13 protein-coding genes and 1 other annotated feature are annotated in these 15,685 nt (G+C 54.1%); of the genes, 3 read left to right on the top strand and 10 right to left on the bottom strand.

Translation table 11 applies throughout. From position 1 onward, the window contains the following. Positions 1 to 221: 221 nt before the first annotated feature. Positions 222 to 1,364: a molecular chaperone DnaJ gene (gene dnaJ / locus AC6I8W_RS03320; RefSeq protein ID WP_497836970.1), complete on the bottom strand. Its 1,143-nt coding sequence runs from the start codon at positions 1,362 to 1,364 to the stop codon at positions 222 to 224. A gap of 100 nt (positions 1,365 to 1,464) precedes the next feature. Then, positions 1,465 to 3,375: a molecular chaperone DnaK gene (gene dnaK / locus AC6I8W_RS03315; protein ID WP_480368167.1), complete on the bottom strand. Its 1,911-nt coding sequence runs from the start codon at positions 3,373 to 3,375 to the stop codon at positions 1,465 to 1,467. Positions 3,376 to 3,676: 301 nt separating this feature from the next. On the opposite strand from dnaK, the gene satP reads away from it, so the two are divergent. Beyond that, entirely contained in the window at positions 3,677 to 4,243 is a 567-nt protein-coding gene (gene satP / locus AC6I8W_RS03310; protein WP_497836969.1) for an acetate uptake transporter, read from the top strand. Between the two features lie 36 nt (positions 4,244 to 4,279). On the opposite strand, the gene AC6I8W_RS03305 is transcribed toward satP, so the two are convergent. The 3 genes from AC6I8W_RS03305 to tal form a co-directional block, all read right to left on the bottom strand. Next, positions 4,280 to 5,590, bottom strand: coding sequence for an MFS transporter (locus AC6I8W_RS03305; protein ID WP_497836968.1), 1,311 nt, complete (start codon positions 5,588 to 5,590; stop codon positions 4,280 to 4,282). Positions 5,591 to 5,701: 111 nt separating this feature from the next. Next, positions 5,702 to 6,289: a molybdopterin adenylyltransferase gene (mog, locus tag AC6I8W_RS03300; protein ID WP_497836967.1), complete on the bottom strand. Its 588-nt coding sequence runs from the start codon at positions 6,287 to 6,289 to the stop codon at positions 5,702 to 5,704. 112 nt (positions 6,290 to 6,401) lie between these two features. Then, positions 6,402 to 7,355 (bottom strand): transaldolase, encoded by a 954-nt coding sequence (gene tal, locus AC6I8W_RS03295; RefSeq protein ID WP_497836966.1) that lies wholly within the window; start codon positions 7,353 to 7,355, stop codon positions 6,402 to 6,404. A 336-nt stretch (positions 7,356 to 7,691) separates the two neighbouring features. Between tal and yaaA the strand changes: the two genes are divergently transcribed. Next, on the top strand, positions 7,692 to 8,468 hold the full coding sequence (yaaA, locus tag AC6I8W_RS03290; protein WP_497836965.1) for a peroxide stress protein YaaA: 777 nt from the start codon (positions 7,692 to 7,694) through the stop codon (positions 8,466 to 8,468). Positions 8,469 to 8,515: 47 nt separating this feature from the next. On the opposite strand, the gene thrC is transcribed toward yaaA, so the two are convergent. The 5 genes from thrC to AC6I8W_RS03265 form a co-directional block, all read right to left on the bottom strand. Continuing rightward, positions 8,516 to 9,802: a threonine synthase gene (gene thrC / locus AC6I8W_RS03285; protein ID WP_497836964.1), complete on the bottom strand. Its 1,287-nt coding sequence runs from the start codon at positions 9,800 to 9,802 to the stop codon at positions 8,516 to 8,518. A gap of 3 nt (positions 9,803 to 9,805) precedes the next feature. After that, positions 9,806 to 10,735 (bottom strand): homoserine kinase, encoded by a 930-nt coding sequence (thrB, locus tag AC6I8W_RS03280; protein WP_497838096.1) that lies wholly within the window; start codon positions 10,733 to 10,735, stop codon positions 9,806 to 9,808. A 2-nt stretch (positions 10,736 to 10,737) separates the two neighbouring features. Next, positions 10,738 to 13,200: a bifunctional aspartate kinase/homoserine dehydrogenase I gene (gene thrA / locus AC6I8W_RS03275; protein ID WP_497836963.1), complete on the bottom strand. Its 2,463-nt coding sequence runs from the start codon at positions 13,198 to 13,200 to the stop codon at positions 10,738 to 10,740. A gap of 26 nt (positions 13,201 to 13,226) precedes the next feature. Further along, positions 13,227 to 13,348: a sequence feature (Thr leader region), on the bottom strand. Then, positions 13,284 to 13,355, bottom strand: a complete 72-nt coding sequence (thrL, locus tag AC6I8W_RS03270; protein ID WP_084878310.1) for a thr operon leader peptide — start codon at positions 13,353 to 13,355, stop codon at positions 13,284 to 13,286. Its footprint overlaps the feature before it by 65 nt. 186 nt (positions 13,356 to 13,541) lie before the next feature. Beyond that, a complete protein-coding gene (locus AC6I8W_RS03265; RefSeq protein WP_497836962.1) occupies positions 13,542 to 14,246 on the bottom strand; it encodes a tRNA/rRNA methyltransferase in 705 nt (234 codons plus the stop codon). A gap of 609 nt (positions 14,247 to 14,855) precedes the next feature. On the opposite strand from AC6I8W_RS03265, the gene arcA reads away from it, so the two are divergent. Next, positions 14,856 to 15,572, top strand: coding sequence for a two-component system response regulator ArcA (gene arcA / locus AC6I8W_RS03260; RefSeq protein WP_013507799.1), 717 nt, complete (start codon positions 14,856 to 14,858; stop codon positions 15,570 to 15,572). Positions 15,573 to 15,685 lie beyond the last annotated feature (113 nt).

Here is a 15,685-nt window from a genome sequence, read left to right as displayed (position 1 = left end):
CTGGAAAGAGCGCGATGAATCGCGCCGCTACGAATTTGTGCTGATTGGCGAAGCATCTGCTTTCGCTTAGCTGACAATCATTAGTTAGCTTAGCGACAATATTAGATCGAAAAAAACAGATTATTTATTAGGTCGGGTTCGAAAAAACCGAATGATTGGTCGCAAGCAGACCATAAAAAAGCCAGCGACGCAGCGCTGGCTTTCAGTTTAGTCGCGAAGACTTAGCGGGTTAAATCGTCAAAAAACTTCTTCACCCCGTCGAAGAAACTCTTCGAACGCGGGCTGTTTTTCTCACCACTCGGGCCGCCAAAACTCTCTTCCAGTTCACGCAGCAGCGCTTTCTGTTTGTCGTTCAGGCTCACCGGGGTTTCCACCACCACGCGGCACAGCAAGTCTCCTACGGCACCACCACGTACCGATTTGACACCTTTACCACGCATGCGGAACAGCTTGCCGGTTTGCGTTTCTGACGGTACTTTCAGCTTCACACGGCCATCCAGTGTCGGCACTTCAATCTCGCCACCCAGTGCGGCCATCGCAAAGTTGATTGGCACTTCGCAGTACAGGTTGTTCTCTTCACGCTCGAAGATCGGGTGTTTTTTCACTGACACCTGAACGTAGAGATCGCCCGCCGGTGCGCCATGCTCACCCGCTTCCCCTTCTCCGCTCAGACGGATACGGTCGCCGGTATCGACACCTGCCGGGATTTTCACTGACAGGGTTTTCGAGCGTTCCACACGGCCGTGGCCATGACAGGCGTTGCACGGATCTTTGATCACCGAGCCACGTCCGTGACAGGTCGGACACGCCTGCTGCACGGTGAAGAAGCCCTGGCGCATCTGTACCTGACCCGCACCATGACAGGTTGGACAGGTTTGCGGTTGAGTACCGGCTTTCGCGCCGCTGCCGTGGCAGACATCACACTCTTCCAGGGTTGGAATGCGGATCTCTTTGGTCACGCCGCGTACCGCTTCTTCCAGCGTCAGGTCCATGTTGTAGCGTAAATCGGCGCCACGGGCAGCGCGCTGACGGCGACCACCACCAAAAATATCGCCAAATACGTCGCCAAAGATATCGCTGAAATCAGCACCGCCACCGAAGCCGCCGCCGCCAAATCCACCACCACCCATGCCGCCCTGCTCAAACGCAGCATGACCGTATTGATCGTAGGCCGCACGCTTCTGCGCGTCGGTCAGAATTTCGTAGGCTTCCTTAACCTCTTTGAATTTCGCTTCGGCTTCTTTATCGTCCGGATTACGGTCCGGGTGATATTTCATCGCCAGGCGCTTATACGCCTTTTTGATTTCGCGCTCATCTGCCGATTTAGAGACGCCTAAGATCTCGTAAAAATCACTCTTCGCCATCTTCTGCCCTTAACATGATCGCACGGGCGTGGAGAGATCTCCTACGCCCGTGCTGGTTTCAACGGCTGTCAGGCCAGCCGTCGCGCCCGGTCAGGGGCAATTATTTTTTATCTTTAACTTCTTCGAATTCAGCGTCGACAACGTCGTCATCTTTCTTCGCAGAAGCGTCGCCAGCGTCTGCTGCGCCCGCCTGAGCCTGCTGCTGTGCCATTTCCATCAGTTTGCTGGAAACCTGCATCAGTGCCTGCATCTTCGCTTCGATGTCAGCTTTGTCTTCGCCTTTCAGCGCGGTGTTCAGATCGTTCAGCGCAGATTCAATCGGTGCTTTGTCATCGGCAGACAGTTTGTCACCAGCTTCATCCAGCTGTTTACGGGTGCTGTGCGCAATCTGATCGCCCTGGTTACGCGTCTGCACCAGCTCTTCGAATTTACGGTCAGCTTCGGCGTTCGCTTCAGCGTCACGTACCATTTTGGCGATCTCTTCTTCGTTCAGACCCGAAGAGGCTTTGATGGTGATCTTCTGCTCTTTACCGCTGTTTTTGTCTTTCGCTGATACGTGCAGGATACCGTCGGCATCGATGTCGAAAGTCACTTCAATCTGCGGCATACCGCGCGGAGCTGCCTGGATACCGTCGAGGTTAAACTGGCCCAGTGATTTGTTATCGCTGGCACGTTTACGCTCACCCTGCAGCACGTGAATGGTCACGGCAGACTGGTTATCTTCAGCTGTTGAGAACACCTGGCTGTGTTTGGTCGGGATAGTGGTGTTCTTGCTGATCAGCGAAGTCATCACGCTACCCATGGTTTCGATACCCAGTGACAGCGGGGTAACGTCCAGCAGCAGGACGTCTTTCACGTCACCACCCAGCACGCCGCCCTGTACCGCAGCACCCACGGCAACCGCTTCGTCCGGGTTCACGTCTTTACGCGGTTCTTTGCCAAAGAATTCAGTCACTTTAGCCTGAACCAGCGGCATACGCGTCTGACCACCCACCAGGATCACGTCGTTGATGTCAGAAACCGACAGGCCTGCATCTTGCAGCGCGACTTTCAGCGGCTCGATAGAACGCGCGACCAGGTCTTCAACCAGTGATTCCAGTTTCGCACGGGTCACTTTGATGTTCAGGTGCTTAGGACCGGTCGCATCAGCCGTGATGTACGGCAGGTTAACGTCGGTCTGCTGGGCAGAAGACAACTCGATTTTCGCTTTCTCTGCCGCTTCTTTCAGACGCTGCATCGCCAGCGGATCGTTGTGCAGATCGATGCCCTGATCTTTCTTGAACTCCGCAACGAGGTAGTTGATCAGACGGCTGTCGAAGTCTTCGCCACCGAGGTGGGTATCACCGTTGGTTGCCAGAACTTCAAAGGTTTTCTCGCCATCTACTTCATCGATTTCGATGATGGAGATATCAAACGTACCGCCGCCCAGGTCATATACCGCGATGGTGCGGTTGCCCTGACCTTTGTCGAGACCATAAGCCAGCGCCGCAGCAGTCGGTTCGTTAATGATACGTTTGACTTCCAGACCTGCGATACGGCCAGCATCTTTAGTTGCCTGGCGCTGCGCATCATTGAAGTAAGCCGGAACGGTGATAACCGCTTCAGTCACTGGCTCACCGAGGAAATCTTCCGCGGTTTTCTTCATTTTTTTCAGCACTTCAGCAGAGATCTGCGGCGGCGCCATTTTCTGGCCTTTCACTTCCAGCCAGGCATCACCGTTGTCAGCTGCGGTGATTTTGTACGGCATGATTTTGATATCACGCTGCACTTCTTCATCCTGGAAACGACGACCGATCAGGCGCTTAATCGCGAACAGGGTGTTCTGCGGGTTAGTCACCGCCTGACGTTTAGCCGGTTGACCGACCAGAGTTTCGCCATCCTGTGTATAAGCAATAATTGAAGGCGTGGTACGATCACCTTCGGCATTTTCCAGCACGCGTGCTTTGGTGCCGTCCATAATCGCAACACAAGAGTTGGTTGTACCCAAGTCAATACCAATAATCTTACCCATCTAAACGTCTCCCACTTAAATTCTTTGCCAAATTGGGTTGTGAAGCAGAGATGCGGGCAATTTGACCGCTTTCAACTGCCTGAACAGGCTTTTTTTCCTGCGCCACAACACTCGATGAGAACTAAATGGGGCCGCTTCGAAGCGCATCAAGGGTTAAAACTAAAAATATTTTAATTATCTCTCCCCACTCAGATCAAAGATGCCGGGTAGCTGGATGATTATTATGCAGCGCCCCCTCCACCCATTGCAGGTTGACGGGCCAACACAACATTCAGATATTGAGACTGACCTTTGAGGAACTATGCGTACTAACACTCTGGCGAACCCTGCGCCACTGGGCTTAATGGGCTTTGGCATGACCACCATTCTGCTCAATTTACACAACACCGGACTCTTCGCGATGGACACCATCATTCTGGCGATGGGCATCTTTTATGGCGGCCTCGCGCAAATTTTTGCCGGTCTGCTGGAATTTAAGAAAGGCAACACCTTCGGCCTGACGGCGTTTGCCTCTTACGGTAGCTTCTGGCTGACATTGGTGGCGATTCTGTTGCTGCCCAAAATGGGGCTGTCGGAAGCTGCTGACAGCCATTTTCTCGGCGCTTACCTGGGTTTATGGGGCGTGTTCACGCTGTTTCTCTTCTTCGGCACCCTCACCGGCCCGACCATGCTGCAATTCGTGTTTGCCAGCCTGACGGTGCTGTTTGCTTTGCTGGCGATTGGGCATCTGCTGGATAACGCGATGCTGGTGCGGATTGCCGGTTGGGTCGGCCTGATCTGTGGCGGTAGTGCCATCTATCTGGCGATGGGCGAAGTGCTGAATGAACAATGGGGCCGCACCGTGCTGCCGATTGGTCAACCGCACTGAACAGCAACGCGGAGCCTGCTGGCTCCGCGTTATGATTTATGACGAGTGCATTGATGCCTCAAACTGCACGCTTTCCTGCCGGTTATCACGCCACAACCAGATCCCCACGCAGAACCCGATCACCGCCAGCGCCAGCACATACCAGGCGGGTGCCATGGGTGTCAGACGCATAATCAACGTCACGCTAATCGGCGTCAGGCCGCCAAAAATGGCGTAAGCAACGTTATACGAGAAGGAGATACCGGTGAAACGTACTGCTGCCGGGAAGGCACGGACCATGACAAACGGCACCACCCCCACCACGCCGACACTCAGTCCTGCCAGGCCATACCAGACAAACAACATCTCCGGCGTACTGCCGAGCTGATGGAAGAAGTTCCAGCTACCGATAGCCAACAGCAACGAACCGACCAGCAGCATGCGCGCCGCACCGAAGCGATCCACCAACCAGCCCGCAATCACACAGCCAAACAGCAACATCACCGTGGCAAAACTGTTGGCTTGCAAGCTCAGTGCCGCCGGAATCGCATGCTGTTTTTGCATCAGCGTCGGCGCCATCAGAATCACCACCACAATGCAGGCAGAGAGCAACCAGGTAAGTAGCATGGAGATCACAATGCCACGTTTGTGCTGAGTCAGAATCGTTTGCAGCGGCAACTTATCGGCCAGCGCTTTACGCTGCTGCATTTGCTGAAACACCGGTGTTTCATGCAGCCAGCGGCGCAGATACATCGCCAGCAAGCCAAACACGCCACCAAGGAAGAACGGGATGCGCCAGCCATGAGCGGCAATCGACGACGGAGCCATCGTGGTATTGATAATGGTCGCCACCAGCGAACCCAGCAGAATCCCGGCGGTTAAACCTGCGGTTAAGGTGCCACAAGCAAAACCCACGCGTTTTTCTGGCACGTGTTCCGCTACAAACACCCATGCGCCCGGCACTTCGCCACCAATGGCCGCGCCCTGCAACACGCGCAGCAGCAGCATCAACAGCGGTGCTGCAATACCAATGCTGGCATAGGTCGGCAGCGCGCCCATCGCCAGCGTCGGCAGTGCCATCAGCAGGATGCTCAGGCTGAACATCTTCTTGCGCCCCACCTTGTCACCGAAGTGCGCCATGATGATGCCACCGAGCGGACGTGCCAGATAACCCGCAGCAAAGATGGCGAAGGTCTGCACCTGACGCAGCCATTCAGGCATATCCGCCGGGAAAAACAGTTCGCCGATCACCGCAGCGAAGAACACAAAGATGATGAAATCGTAAAATTCCAGCGCCCCACCAAGGGCAGCCAGCGACAGGGTTTTATAATCCTGGCGGTTGAGACGTCGAGTTGCGAGCGAATCCATAACGTAGCGGTATCCAGAGGCAAAAAATCTAATTGTAAAGTTACGCTTACTATACCGTCAATTTTTTGCCACACCAGTACGTCTGAATTTTATGCCTGAAAACGGCGATATTCAGACATTTGTCTCACGTCTCGCGCTTTTTGGCCGAAATGCTGCTACCACCGCCGGGTCTGTTTCGACATAGGGCCCGTCAAGCAACTGTAAACAATATGGTACAGCCGCAAAGATTCCCGGCACTTTGACTGCACCATCATCCCCTTTTAGTCCTTCCAGCGTCTCTTTGATCGATTTCGGCTGGCCGGGCAGATTGAGGATCAGCGACTGTTTACGAATCACCCCAACCTGGCGCGACAGGATCGCCGTCGGCACAAATTGCAGGCTTATCTGACGCATCTGTTCACCAAAACCTGGCATCTCACGGTCAGCGACCGCGAGGGTGGCATCCGGCGTCACATCACGCCGCGCTGGGCCAGTACCGCCAGTGGTCAACACCAGATGGCAGAACAGTTCATCCACCAGTTCACAAATCGCCTGCTCGATCATTGGCTGTTCATCCGGCACCAGCCGGGTCTCGATGGTGAACGGTGTGGTCAATGCGCTGCCAAGCCAACTTTCCAGTGCTGGAATGCCCTGATCCTGATAAATGCCGTTCGCCGCACGATCGGAAACGGAAATCAATCCAATACGTAATGTATCCATAGAGTTATCGCTGTGATGCATGAGGGGGATAAAGAGAAGAATAATACAAAGCGAAAGGGAGAGAAAACCTTAAAACCGTGGCAGACAGCCTGTGCCGCCACGGTTTAATCACTTACAGCAGTTCAGCGATCATCTTCTCAAGTTTGCCCTGGTCGATGGCAAAGTTGCGGATGCCTTCAGCCAGCTTGGTGACGGCCATTGGGTCCTGGTTGTGCTGCCACAGGAACTCGGCTTCGGTCATTTTCGCCGGACGCGCTTTCACTTCACCGCTGTAGCTCAGTTTGCGCTCAACAGCGCCTTCGCTCTCAGCCAGCTCTTTCAGTAGGTTCGGGGAGATGGTCAGACGGTCACAACCGGCCAGCTCGATGATTTCACCAACGTTACGGAAGCTGGCACCCATCACCACGGTTTCGTAACCGTGTTGTTTGTAGTAGCTGTAGATCTCAGAAACAGAAACCACGCCCGGATCTTCGTGCGCAGCGTACTCTTTCTTGTCAGTGTTGTTTTTGTACCAGTCGAGGATACGGCCAACAAACGGAGAGATCAGGAACACACCCGCTTCGGCACAAGCACGTGCCTGGGCGAAGGAGAACAGCAGGGTCAGGTTACAGTTGATGCCTTCTTTTTCCAGCTGCTCTGCGGCACGGATACCCTGCCAGGTGGAAGCCAGTTTGATCAGGATGCGATCGTTGCTGATGCCAGCATCGTTATACAGTTTGATCAGGCTGCGGGCTTTCGCGATGCTCGCTTCGGTGTCGTAAGACAGGCGTGCATCCACTTCAGTCGAGATGCGTCCCGGAATCAGTTTGAGAATTTCCAGACCAATGTTGACGGCCAGCTTGTCAGAAACCAGCTGTAACTGCGCTTCTTTGTTGCTGCTCTGCTGACGTGCCCAGCTAATGGCTTCGTCAATCAGTTTGCGGTATTCAGGAATTTGAGCGGCATTGAGGATCAAAGAAGGGTTGGTGGTGGCATCTTGCGGTTGATATAGCTTCATGGCCGCGATATCGCCGGTGTCGGCGACCACAGTAGTCAGTTGACGCAAGGAAGTAAGTTTGTCCGTCATGGTTCTCTTTTCTCTTAGGTTGACTGTCAGGGTGAAAAAGGCTGTTGCGATAATATCACGCGGTAACCACGGTGCAAGGCCGCGGCGTGCCCTTTCCGATAGCACGGACAAATGGGAACGATTTGCCGATCCGTCACGCTTTTTTGCTACACTCGCCGAACAAATTTTCCGTTAATACCCTGATAACCCCCCTAAATAATTCAAGTTGCAGGAAGGCGGCAAGTGTGTGAATCCCAGGAGCTTACTTTAGTAAGTGACTGGGGTGAACACGCGCAGCCAACGCACCTGCAGCTTGAAGTATGACGGGGGAAGCGCGGGTCAACCGAGGACGAAACAATGCTGATGGTCATCTCGCCAGCCAAAACGCTGGATTATGAAAGCCCGCTGGCGACGCAAACCTTTACTCAACCAGCGCTGTTAGAAAAGTCACAACAGCTGATTGATGTCGCCCGCGACCTGTCACCGGCACAGATCGCTTCACTGATGGGCATCAGCGATAAACTGGCGCATCTGAATGCCGATCGTTTCAACGACTGGCAGCCGCCCTTCACGCTGGAAAATGCGCGCCAGGCGATTCTGGCGTTCAAAGGGGATGTCTACACCGGTTTGCAGGCGGAAACCTTCAGTGAGAAAGATTTTGCCTTTGCCCAGCAGCATCTGCGCATGCTTTCGGGTTTATATGGTTTGCTACGTCCGCTCGATTTGATGCAGCCCTACCGCCTGGAGATGGGGATCAAACTGGCAAACCCGGCGGCAAAAGATCTCTACGGCTTCTGGGGCGATCTGCTGACGGAGAAGCTGAATGCTGCGCTGGCGGAACAAGGCGATGAGGTGTTGATCAACCTGGCGTCGGATGAATATTTCAAAGCCATCAAGCCGAAAAAACTGGCTGGACGCCTGATTAAGCCGGTGTTCCTTGATGAGAAGAACGGTAAGTTTAAAGTGATCAGTTTCTATGCCAAGAAAGCGCGTGGCCTGATGAGCCGTTATGTGATTCAACACCGCCTGACCAAACCGGAGCAGTTGAAGAAATTCGATGTGGATGGCTATTTCTTTGCGGCGGCTGAGAGCAGCGATAACGAACTGGTGTTTAAGCGTCACGAACAAAAATAGTCCGTAACGGATAAAAAAATGGCTGGCAAATTGCCAGCCATTTTTCATTATTTCGTCAGCAAGAATGCACGCAGCGCGGCGAAATCCGCTTTCATCTCATGCGACAGCAGCGGCAGGTCAGCACGCTCAGCCAGTGCTTCCGGCAGCGGCAGCGTCTGCTCCAGAATCGCTTCCACGCTCTCCTTGAACTTCGCCGGATGCGCGGTGCCAAGGAACAAGCCGTACTCACCTTCCTGCAATTGATCGCGCAACAGACGATAAGCAATCGCCGCATGCGGTTCAGAGAGATAACCGATTTCCGCCAATTCACGCATGGTGGCTTTGGTGGTCTCGTCGCTCACCGCACCATAGGCCAGATCACCCAGACGCCAGGTTTTGCGGCGGAACAACTCTTCCACGCGCGGCCAGTTGTTCGGCTGGCTGACGTCCATGGCGTTGGACAGCGTGGCCACGGTGGCATGCGGCGTCCATTCACCCTTGGCGAGGAAACGCGGCACGGTATCGTTGGCATTGGTCGCTGCGATAAAGCGCTTGATCGGCAGGCCAAGTGATTTTGCCAGCAGACCTGCGGTCAGGTCACCAAAGTTGCCGCTCGGCACCGACACCACCAGCTGATTACGTTTTTCCTGCGGCAGCTGTGCTACAGCTTCGAAGTAGTAGCAAATCTGCGCCAGCAGGCGGCTGATGTTGATGGAGTTGGCGGAGTTCAGGCCGATGGCCTTCTTGAGTTCTTCATCATCAAAGGCATGTTTTACCAGCGCCTGGCAGGCATCAAAATCGCCTTCGATGGCGATAGTTTCGATGTTGCCGCCCAGGGTGCAGAACAGTTTTTCCTGCAACGGGCTGATTTTGCCCTGCGGATAGAGGATCACCACGCGTACGTTTTCCATGCCGTAAAACGCATGGGCTACTGCCGCGCCGGTATCGCCTGAAGTGGCGGTCAGAATGGTGATTTTCTCGTCGGCACCGCTGACATACGAAAGCATCTGCGCCATAAAACGGCCGCCGAAATCTTTAAATGCCAGCGTCGGGCCATGAAACAGTTCGAGGCAGGCGACATCATCGCTCACTTTTGCCACCGGAGCCGGGAAAGCAAACGCGGTTTTCACCCGCTCGGCCAGCTGATGGGCGGCAATTTCGTCACCGATATAGGCCGAGAGAATTTTGCTGCTGCGGCTGACAAAATCCATCTCCAGCATCGCGTCGATGTCGGTCAGTTCAAACTCCGGTAGTTCGAGCGGGAAAAACAGCCCCTGTTGTGAGCCGAGGCCCTGCTTCACGGCCTGAGCAAAGCTCACCTGCTCGTTATGATCCTTAAGGTTGTAGAGTTTCATGCGTTATCCCAATTTACGTGCGCCAGCCGTATCAAGACGGCAGATATGGACGAAACCTTCTTCATTTTGCAGATAGTGCTGGCTCAACCAGTCAGCCATCCGCTGTGCCGTTGCCATCTCGTTGCAAACGGCGAAAAGTGTCGGGCCGGAACCCGAAATACCGCAGGCCAGCGCACCAATATCGGCGGCGGCCTGACGCGCTTCCGCAAAGCCCGGCAGCAGTTTGGTGCGATACGGCTCAGCCACCACATCCTGCATCAGCTTCGCGGCTAACTCTGGCTGCTGAGTATGACAGGCATGGATAAAACCGCCCAGCAAACGACCGTGTTTGATGATGTCCTGTTTACGATATTGCGCAGGCAAAATCGCGCGCGCTTCTGCGGTAGAGACCTTGATGCCCGGATAGGCCATCACCCACAGCCACTCGTCAAACGACGGCACCGACTGGCTGATAATACCGTTCTCTTCAATCATCAGCTGCACACCGCCGAGGAAGCACGGCGCAACGTTGTCGTAATGCACGCTACCGGAGATGCGCCCTTCCAGCTCGCCCATCAGCGCCAGCAGTTCAGTATCATTCAGCGGCTTACCACAAAATTCGTTCATCGCCATCAGGCCAGCGACCACCGAGCAGGCACTGGAACCCAGCCCCGAGCCGATCGGCATGTTTTTTTCCAGCGTCATCGCCACCGGCACTTCTTTGCCGATCGCCTCACAAAAACGCTGCCAGCACTGATAAACAATGTTTTCCTGCGGATTGGTCGGCAGTTTGCTGACAAAGCGCCCCTGGTTCACCAGGCTAAAGCTGTCGGCCGCTTCAACCGACACACAATCACCCAACAGAGTGCCATCCACCGGCGAGACCGCCGCGCCGAGCACATCAAAGCCGACGCTGACGTTACCTATCGAGGCCGGTGCATAAATTTTTACCATCATCAAACTCCCAACTTCCACGACAGCGTGCGCAGCAGATCGGCAAACACGCCAGCTGCGGTCACATCATTCCCGGCACCGTATCCACGCAGAACCAGCGGGATCGGCTGATAATAACGGCTATAAAACGCCAGGGCGTTTTCGCCATTTTTGACTTTAAACAGTGGATCGTTACTGTCCACCGCATCAATTTTCACCTTGCAGACACCACCCTCTTCGATGGCACCGACGAAGCGTAATACTTTACCTTCGTCACGCGCTTTGGCAACGCGCGCCGCAAAGGCGTTGTCCAGTTCCGGCAGACGCGCCATAAATTGCTCAACATCGGCAATCTCTGTCAGGCTGGCGGGCAGCAGCGGTTCGATCTCAATATCGCTCAGCTCCAGCTGATGGCCCGCCTCACGCGCCAGAATCAGCAGTTTACGCGCCACATCGGTGCCCGACAGGTCATCACGCGGGTCCGGCTCGGTAAAGCCCATTTCCCGTGCCATTTTGGTGGCTTCAGACAGGGAGACACCTTCGTCCAGCTTGCCGAAAATAAACGACAACGAGCCAGAAAGAATACCGGAGAATTTGATCAGCTCATCACCGGCATTCAGCAGATTTTGCAGGTTCTCGATCACCGGCAGACCGGCACCAACGTTGGTGTCATACAGGAACTTACGGCGCGATCTCTCCGCTGCCGCACGCATCTGCTGGTAGTAATTCCACGATGAGGTGTTGGCCTTTTTGTTCGGCGTCACCACATGGAAACCGTCCGCGAGGAAATCCGCGTACTGATCGGCTACCGCCTGGCTGGAGGTACAATCGACAATCACCGGATTCAGCAAGTGGTACTCTTTTACCAGACGAATCAGGCGACCGAGATTGAACGGCTCTTTGGCTTCCGCCAGCGCCGCTTTCCAGTTGCTGAGATCGATGCCATGTACGTTAGTCAGCAGCGCACGTGAGTTGGCGATACCGCACACGCGCAGATCAATATGCTTCTGCTTCAGCCACGCCTGCTGACGATGGAGCTGCTCCAGCAGGGCCGCGCCAACGCCGCCTACACCCACCACGAACACTTCAATCACCTGATCGGTGGCAAACAGCATCTGATGCACCACGCGCACGCCGGTAGTGACTTCATCGTTGCTCACCACGGCAGAGATGGAGCGCTCAGAGGAACCCTGGGCAATCGCCACGATATTGATATTGGCGCGCGCCAGCGCGGAGAAGAATTTGGCAGAGATGCCGCGCAGGGTGCGCATACCGTCACCGACCACCGAGATAATCGCCAGTTGCTCCACCACTTCCAGCGGATCCAGCAGGCCATCTTTCAGTTCGAGATAGAATTCATCTTCCAGCACGCGACGGGCGCGGGCCAGCTCGTTCTGTGGTACGCAGAAGCTGATGCTGTACTCGGAAGAAGATTGGGTGATTAACACCACCGAGATACCGGTACGGGACATCGCAGCAAACACGCGCGCCGCCATACCGACCATGCCTTTCATCCCCGGGCCGGAGACGTTAAACATCGCCATGTTGTTAAGGTTGGTGATGCCTTTCACCGGGTTTTCATCGTGCTCACCTTCGCCACCAATTAAGGTGCCGGGCGCTTGCGGGTTAGCGGTGTTTTTGATCAGGCAGGGAATCTGGAACTGGGCAATCGGGGCGATGGTACGGGGATGAAGCACTTTGGCACCAAAGTACGACAGCTCCATCGCCTCTTGATAGGACATCGACTTCAGCAGGCGCGCATCCGGCACCTGACGCGGGTCACAAGTATAAACCCCGTCGACGTCAGTCCAGATTTCACAACAGTCGGCACGCAGACAGGCTGCCAGCACCGCTGCCGAGTAGTCAGAACCGTTACGGCCCAGCACCACCAGTTCACCGCGTTCGTTACCGGCAGTGAAACCGGCCATCAGGATCATATGATCAGCAGGGATCTGGCTGGCAGCGATACGGCGAGTCGATTCCGCGATATCAACGGTCGATTCAAGATAGTGGCCCACAGCCAGCAGTTTTTCTACCGGGTCGATGACCGTCACTTTATGACCACGCGCCTGAAGCAGCGCTTCCATGATGGCGATGGACAGCTTCTCACCACGGCAGATGATGGCGGCATTGACCGCATCCGGGCATTGTCCCAGCAGGCTGATGCCATGCAGCACTTGCTTCAGTTGGGCGAATTCGAGGTCAACGCGCGTTTTCAGCCCGTCATAATCGAAGCCCGGCTGTGCCTCGGCCAGCCCCTGCAACAGCTCAGCAAAAATACGTTCGGCATCGCTGATATTCGGCAGTGCATCCTGCCCGCTAATGGTTTTCTCAATCATCGCCACCAGATGATTGGTAATTTTCGCTGGCGCAGAGAGTACGGTTGCAACCTGTCCCTGTTGCGCATTGCTTTCCAGAATGTCTGCCACGCGGAGAAAACGTTCCGCATTGGCTACCGAGGTCCCGCCGAATTTCAGCACTCGCATGGTTAAAGCTCTCCTGAATTTATGCCGAAAAAAAAGCCCGCACTGTTTAGGTGCGGGCTTTTTTTTTGTTTTTCCTGTATGCGTCAGCCCGCACCGTTACCTGTGGTAATGGTGGTGGTAATAATAATGGTGGTGTTCAGGCTGATTGTACGCATTGAGATTTTTTTTCTGTCTGTCTTGATTGTCCGTCTGCCTTCCAGAATTAAAGCAAAGCGCACGTTAAGTCAACGAATTTGTCCTAAGACGAATTTTTCGCCACTACGCAGAGCTGCGCCTTGCCTGGAAAATGGTATCGGGATCGTTCAGCAAATAGCCACAACCCCCGATCAGTCACTGCAAAGTCAGGATTTACCCGAGTTATTATCTATAAGTTTTTTTTCTACGTCGTGCAGCAGACGATGCAGCATGGCGCTGTCGCGCTGCTCCAGCAAACCAATACGTTGATCGATCCAGTCCGCCATCTTGGCATCATCGTCCACCTCCAGCCGGACCAGCAAGTGCTGAAAACGCGCCCGCAGGGCCTGCAACTGCTGACCATCCGCCACCGCTGCGGGCTGGGCCACCACCTGATTGAGCGCAGAAAGTTGGTAGCAATACACCATCACCGCCTGACCGAGGTTGAGTGAGGGATAGTCATTCGCCATCGGGATGCCGGTCAGCAGATCCACCTGTTCCAGCTCCTCATTCGTCAATCCACTGTCCTCGCGACCAAACACCAGCGCAATCCGCTTCAGCCACTGACGCTTCTCCTGCAAAATGGTTTCCACCTGCGCAGGCGTGGCGTAGTAACGGAACTTCGCCCGGCTACGCGCGGTGGTGGCGACCGAGAAGTCCACATCCCGGAGCGCCTCGCTCAGGGTGTCATAAGTTTTTACGCTATCCAGAATTTCACCTGCGCCGTGCGCCACACGCCGGGCAGCCGGATCCTGCCAGGCATCACTGGCGACAATCCGCAATTCACTAAACCCCATGGTTTTCATGGCACGGGCGGCGGCACCGATATTTTCTGGTCGGGCGGGAGAGACAAGAATGAGGGGGAAATGCATGATTTTTCCATCGAACTGTTAACAACTCAGCGTATGTTGGCATGCACACCGGAAAATACCAACCATGCGGATATAAGAAAATAAGATGTTAAGGATGTTAAAACGGAATAAAAGCGGTAAGTAGCATAAATTAACGCATTAAAGCTAAATTTCCGGACCATTTTAATATAAAACCATTAGATATCATCTTATTGAAATATAATTTCCGGCAAGTTTATGTTTTGCTATTATGCAGCCGGAATGTAGCAAAAATGCTGCTTTTTGTGAGCTAAGCTGGCATTCCTGGAGAAGTTTTTCATAAAAGTGTTAACGTGCTACACTTGCATTTGATATAAGTCAACGAAGCGTTGTTTTTATGCTTATCGGTTGTTGTTGGTGCTGTTAGGTTGCTGTTAATACGGTTAGGATAAGCGCCAGTCCGATACCCACGGGGCACGCAAATATTCATCCTGACTGGCTGAGCTGACACTGAAGTTGACGTAGATGGATGGTGTATTCCGAAGATTATTTCGTACACCGGTTGCGAACGGCATGCTGTTATGATGAACAGTAAGTGCAACCGCCGTACGCCCTGTTTTCGATTTGTTGGCAAATTTTAGGTAGCGAAACATGCAGACCCCGCACATTCTTATCGTTGAAGACGAACTGGTCACGCGTAACACCCTCAAAAGCATTTTTGAGGCGGAAGGTTACATGGTCTATGAAGCCACCGACGGCGCCGAAATGCATCAGGTTCTGACGGAAAATGACGTCAATCTGGTGATTATGGACATCAACCTGCCGGGGAAAAACGGCTTGTTGCTGGCGCGCGAACTGCGTGAGCAGGCGAACGTGGCACTGATGTTCCTCACCGGCCGTGATAATGAAGTGGACAAAATCCTTGGTCTGGAAATTGGCGCGGATGATTACATCACCAAGCCCTTCAATCCGCGTGAGCTGACTATCCGTGCGCGTAACCTGTTGTCGCGTACCATGAATCTGGCGATGCCGAATGAAGAACGTCGTCAGGTAGAAAGCTATCGTTTCAACGGCTGGGAGCTGGATATCAATAGCCGCTCACTGATCAGCCCGAACGGTGAGCAGTACAAACTGCCGCGCAGTGAATTCCGCGCCATGCTGCACTTCTGCGAAAACCCAGGCAAAATTCAGACCCGTGCTGATTTGCTGAAAAAGATGACCGGTCGTGAGCTGAAGCCGCATGACCGCACCGTGGATGTCACCATCCGCCGCATCCGTAAGCATTTCGAATCTACGCCGGATACGCCAGAAATTATCGCCACCATTCACGGCGAAGGTTATCGCTTCTGCGGTGAGTTACAGGACTAATCCGCACGAAACATCGGCTAACTGTCTATTCTGTAGCGGCGCGATTTATCGCGCGTTATTTGGCACCATGGAGGTCAAAATAGCGCGATAAATCGCGCCGCTACGAATAGGTA

The organism is Pantoea sp. X-Soil-TKNS-1211, from assembly GCF_059730495.1.
Note: the sequence above shows the minus strand (reverse complement) of the source record. Positions and strands in the feature narration are given on the sequence as shown.

Bases quoted from the DNA above. Each gene is read 5' to 3' on its own strand.
- dnaJ (WP_497836970.1), bottom strand. From the start codon at position 1,364: ATGGCGAAGAGTGATTTTTACGAGATCTTAGGCGTCTCTAAATCGGCA.
- dnaK (WP_480368167.1), bottom strand. From the start codon at position 3,375: ATGGGTAAGATTATTGGTATTGACTTGGGTACAACCAACTCTTGTGTT.
- satP (WP_497836969.1), top strand. From the start codon at position 3,677: ATGCGTACTAACACTCTGGCGAACCCTGCGCCACTGGGCTTAATGGGC.
- AC6I8W_RS03305 (WP_497836968.1), bottom strand. From the start codon at position 5,590: ATGGATTCGCTCGCAACTCGACGTCTCAACCGCCAGGATTATAAAACC.
- mog (WP_497836967.1), bottom strand. From the start codon at position 6,289: ATGGATACATTACGTATTGGATTGATTTCCGTTTCCGATCGTGCGGCG.
- tal (WP_497836966.1), bottom strand. From the start codon at position 7,355: ATGACGGACAAACTTACTTCCTTGCGTCAACTGACTACTGTGGTCGCC.
- yaaA (WP_497836965.1), top strand. From the start codon at position 7,692: ATGCTGATGGTCATCTCGCCAGCCAAAACGCTGGATTATGAAAGCCCG.
- thrC (WP_497836964.1), bottom strand. From the start codon at position 9,802: ATGAAACTCTACAACCTTAAGGATCATAACGAGCAGGTGAGCTTTGCT.
- thrB (WP_497838096.1), bottom strand. From the start codon at position 10,735: ATGGTAAAAATTTATGCACCGGCCTCGATAGGTAACGTCAGCGTCGGC.
- thrA (WP_497836963.1), bottom strand. From the start codon at position 13,200: ATGCGAGTGCTGAAATTCGGCGGGACCTCGGTAGCCAATGCGGAACGT.
- AC6I8W_RS03265 (WP_497836962.1), bottom strand. From the start codon at position 14,246: ATGCATTTCCCCCTCATTCTTGTCTCTCCCGCCCGACCAGAAAATATC.
- arcA (WP_013507799.1), top strand. From the start codon at position 14,856: ATGCAGACCCCGCACATTCTTATCGTTGAAGACGAACTGGTCACGCGT.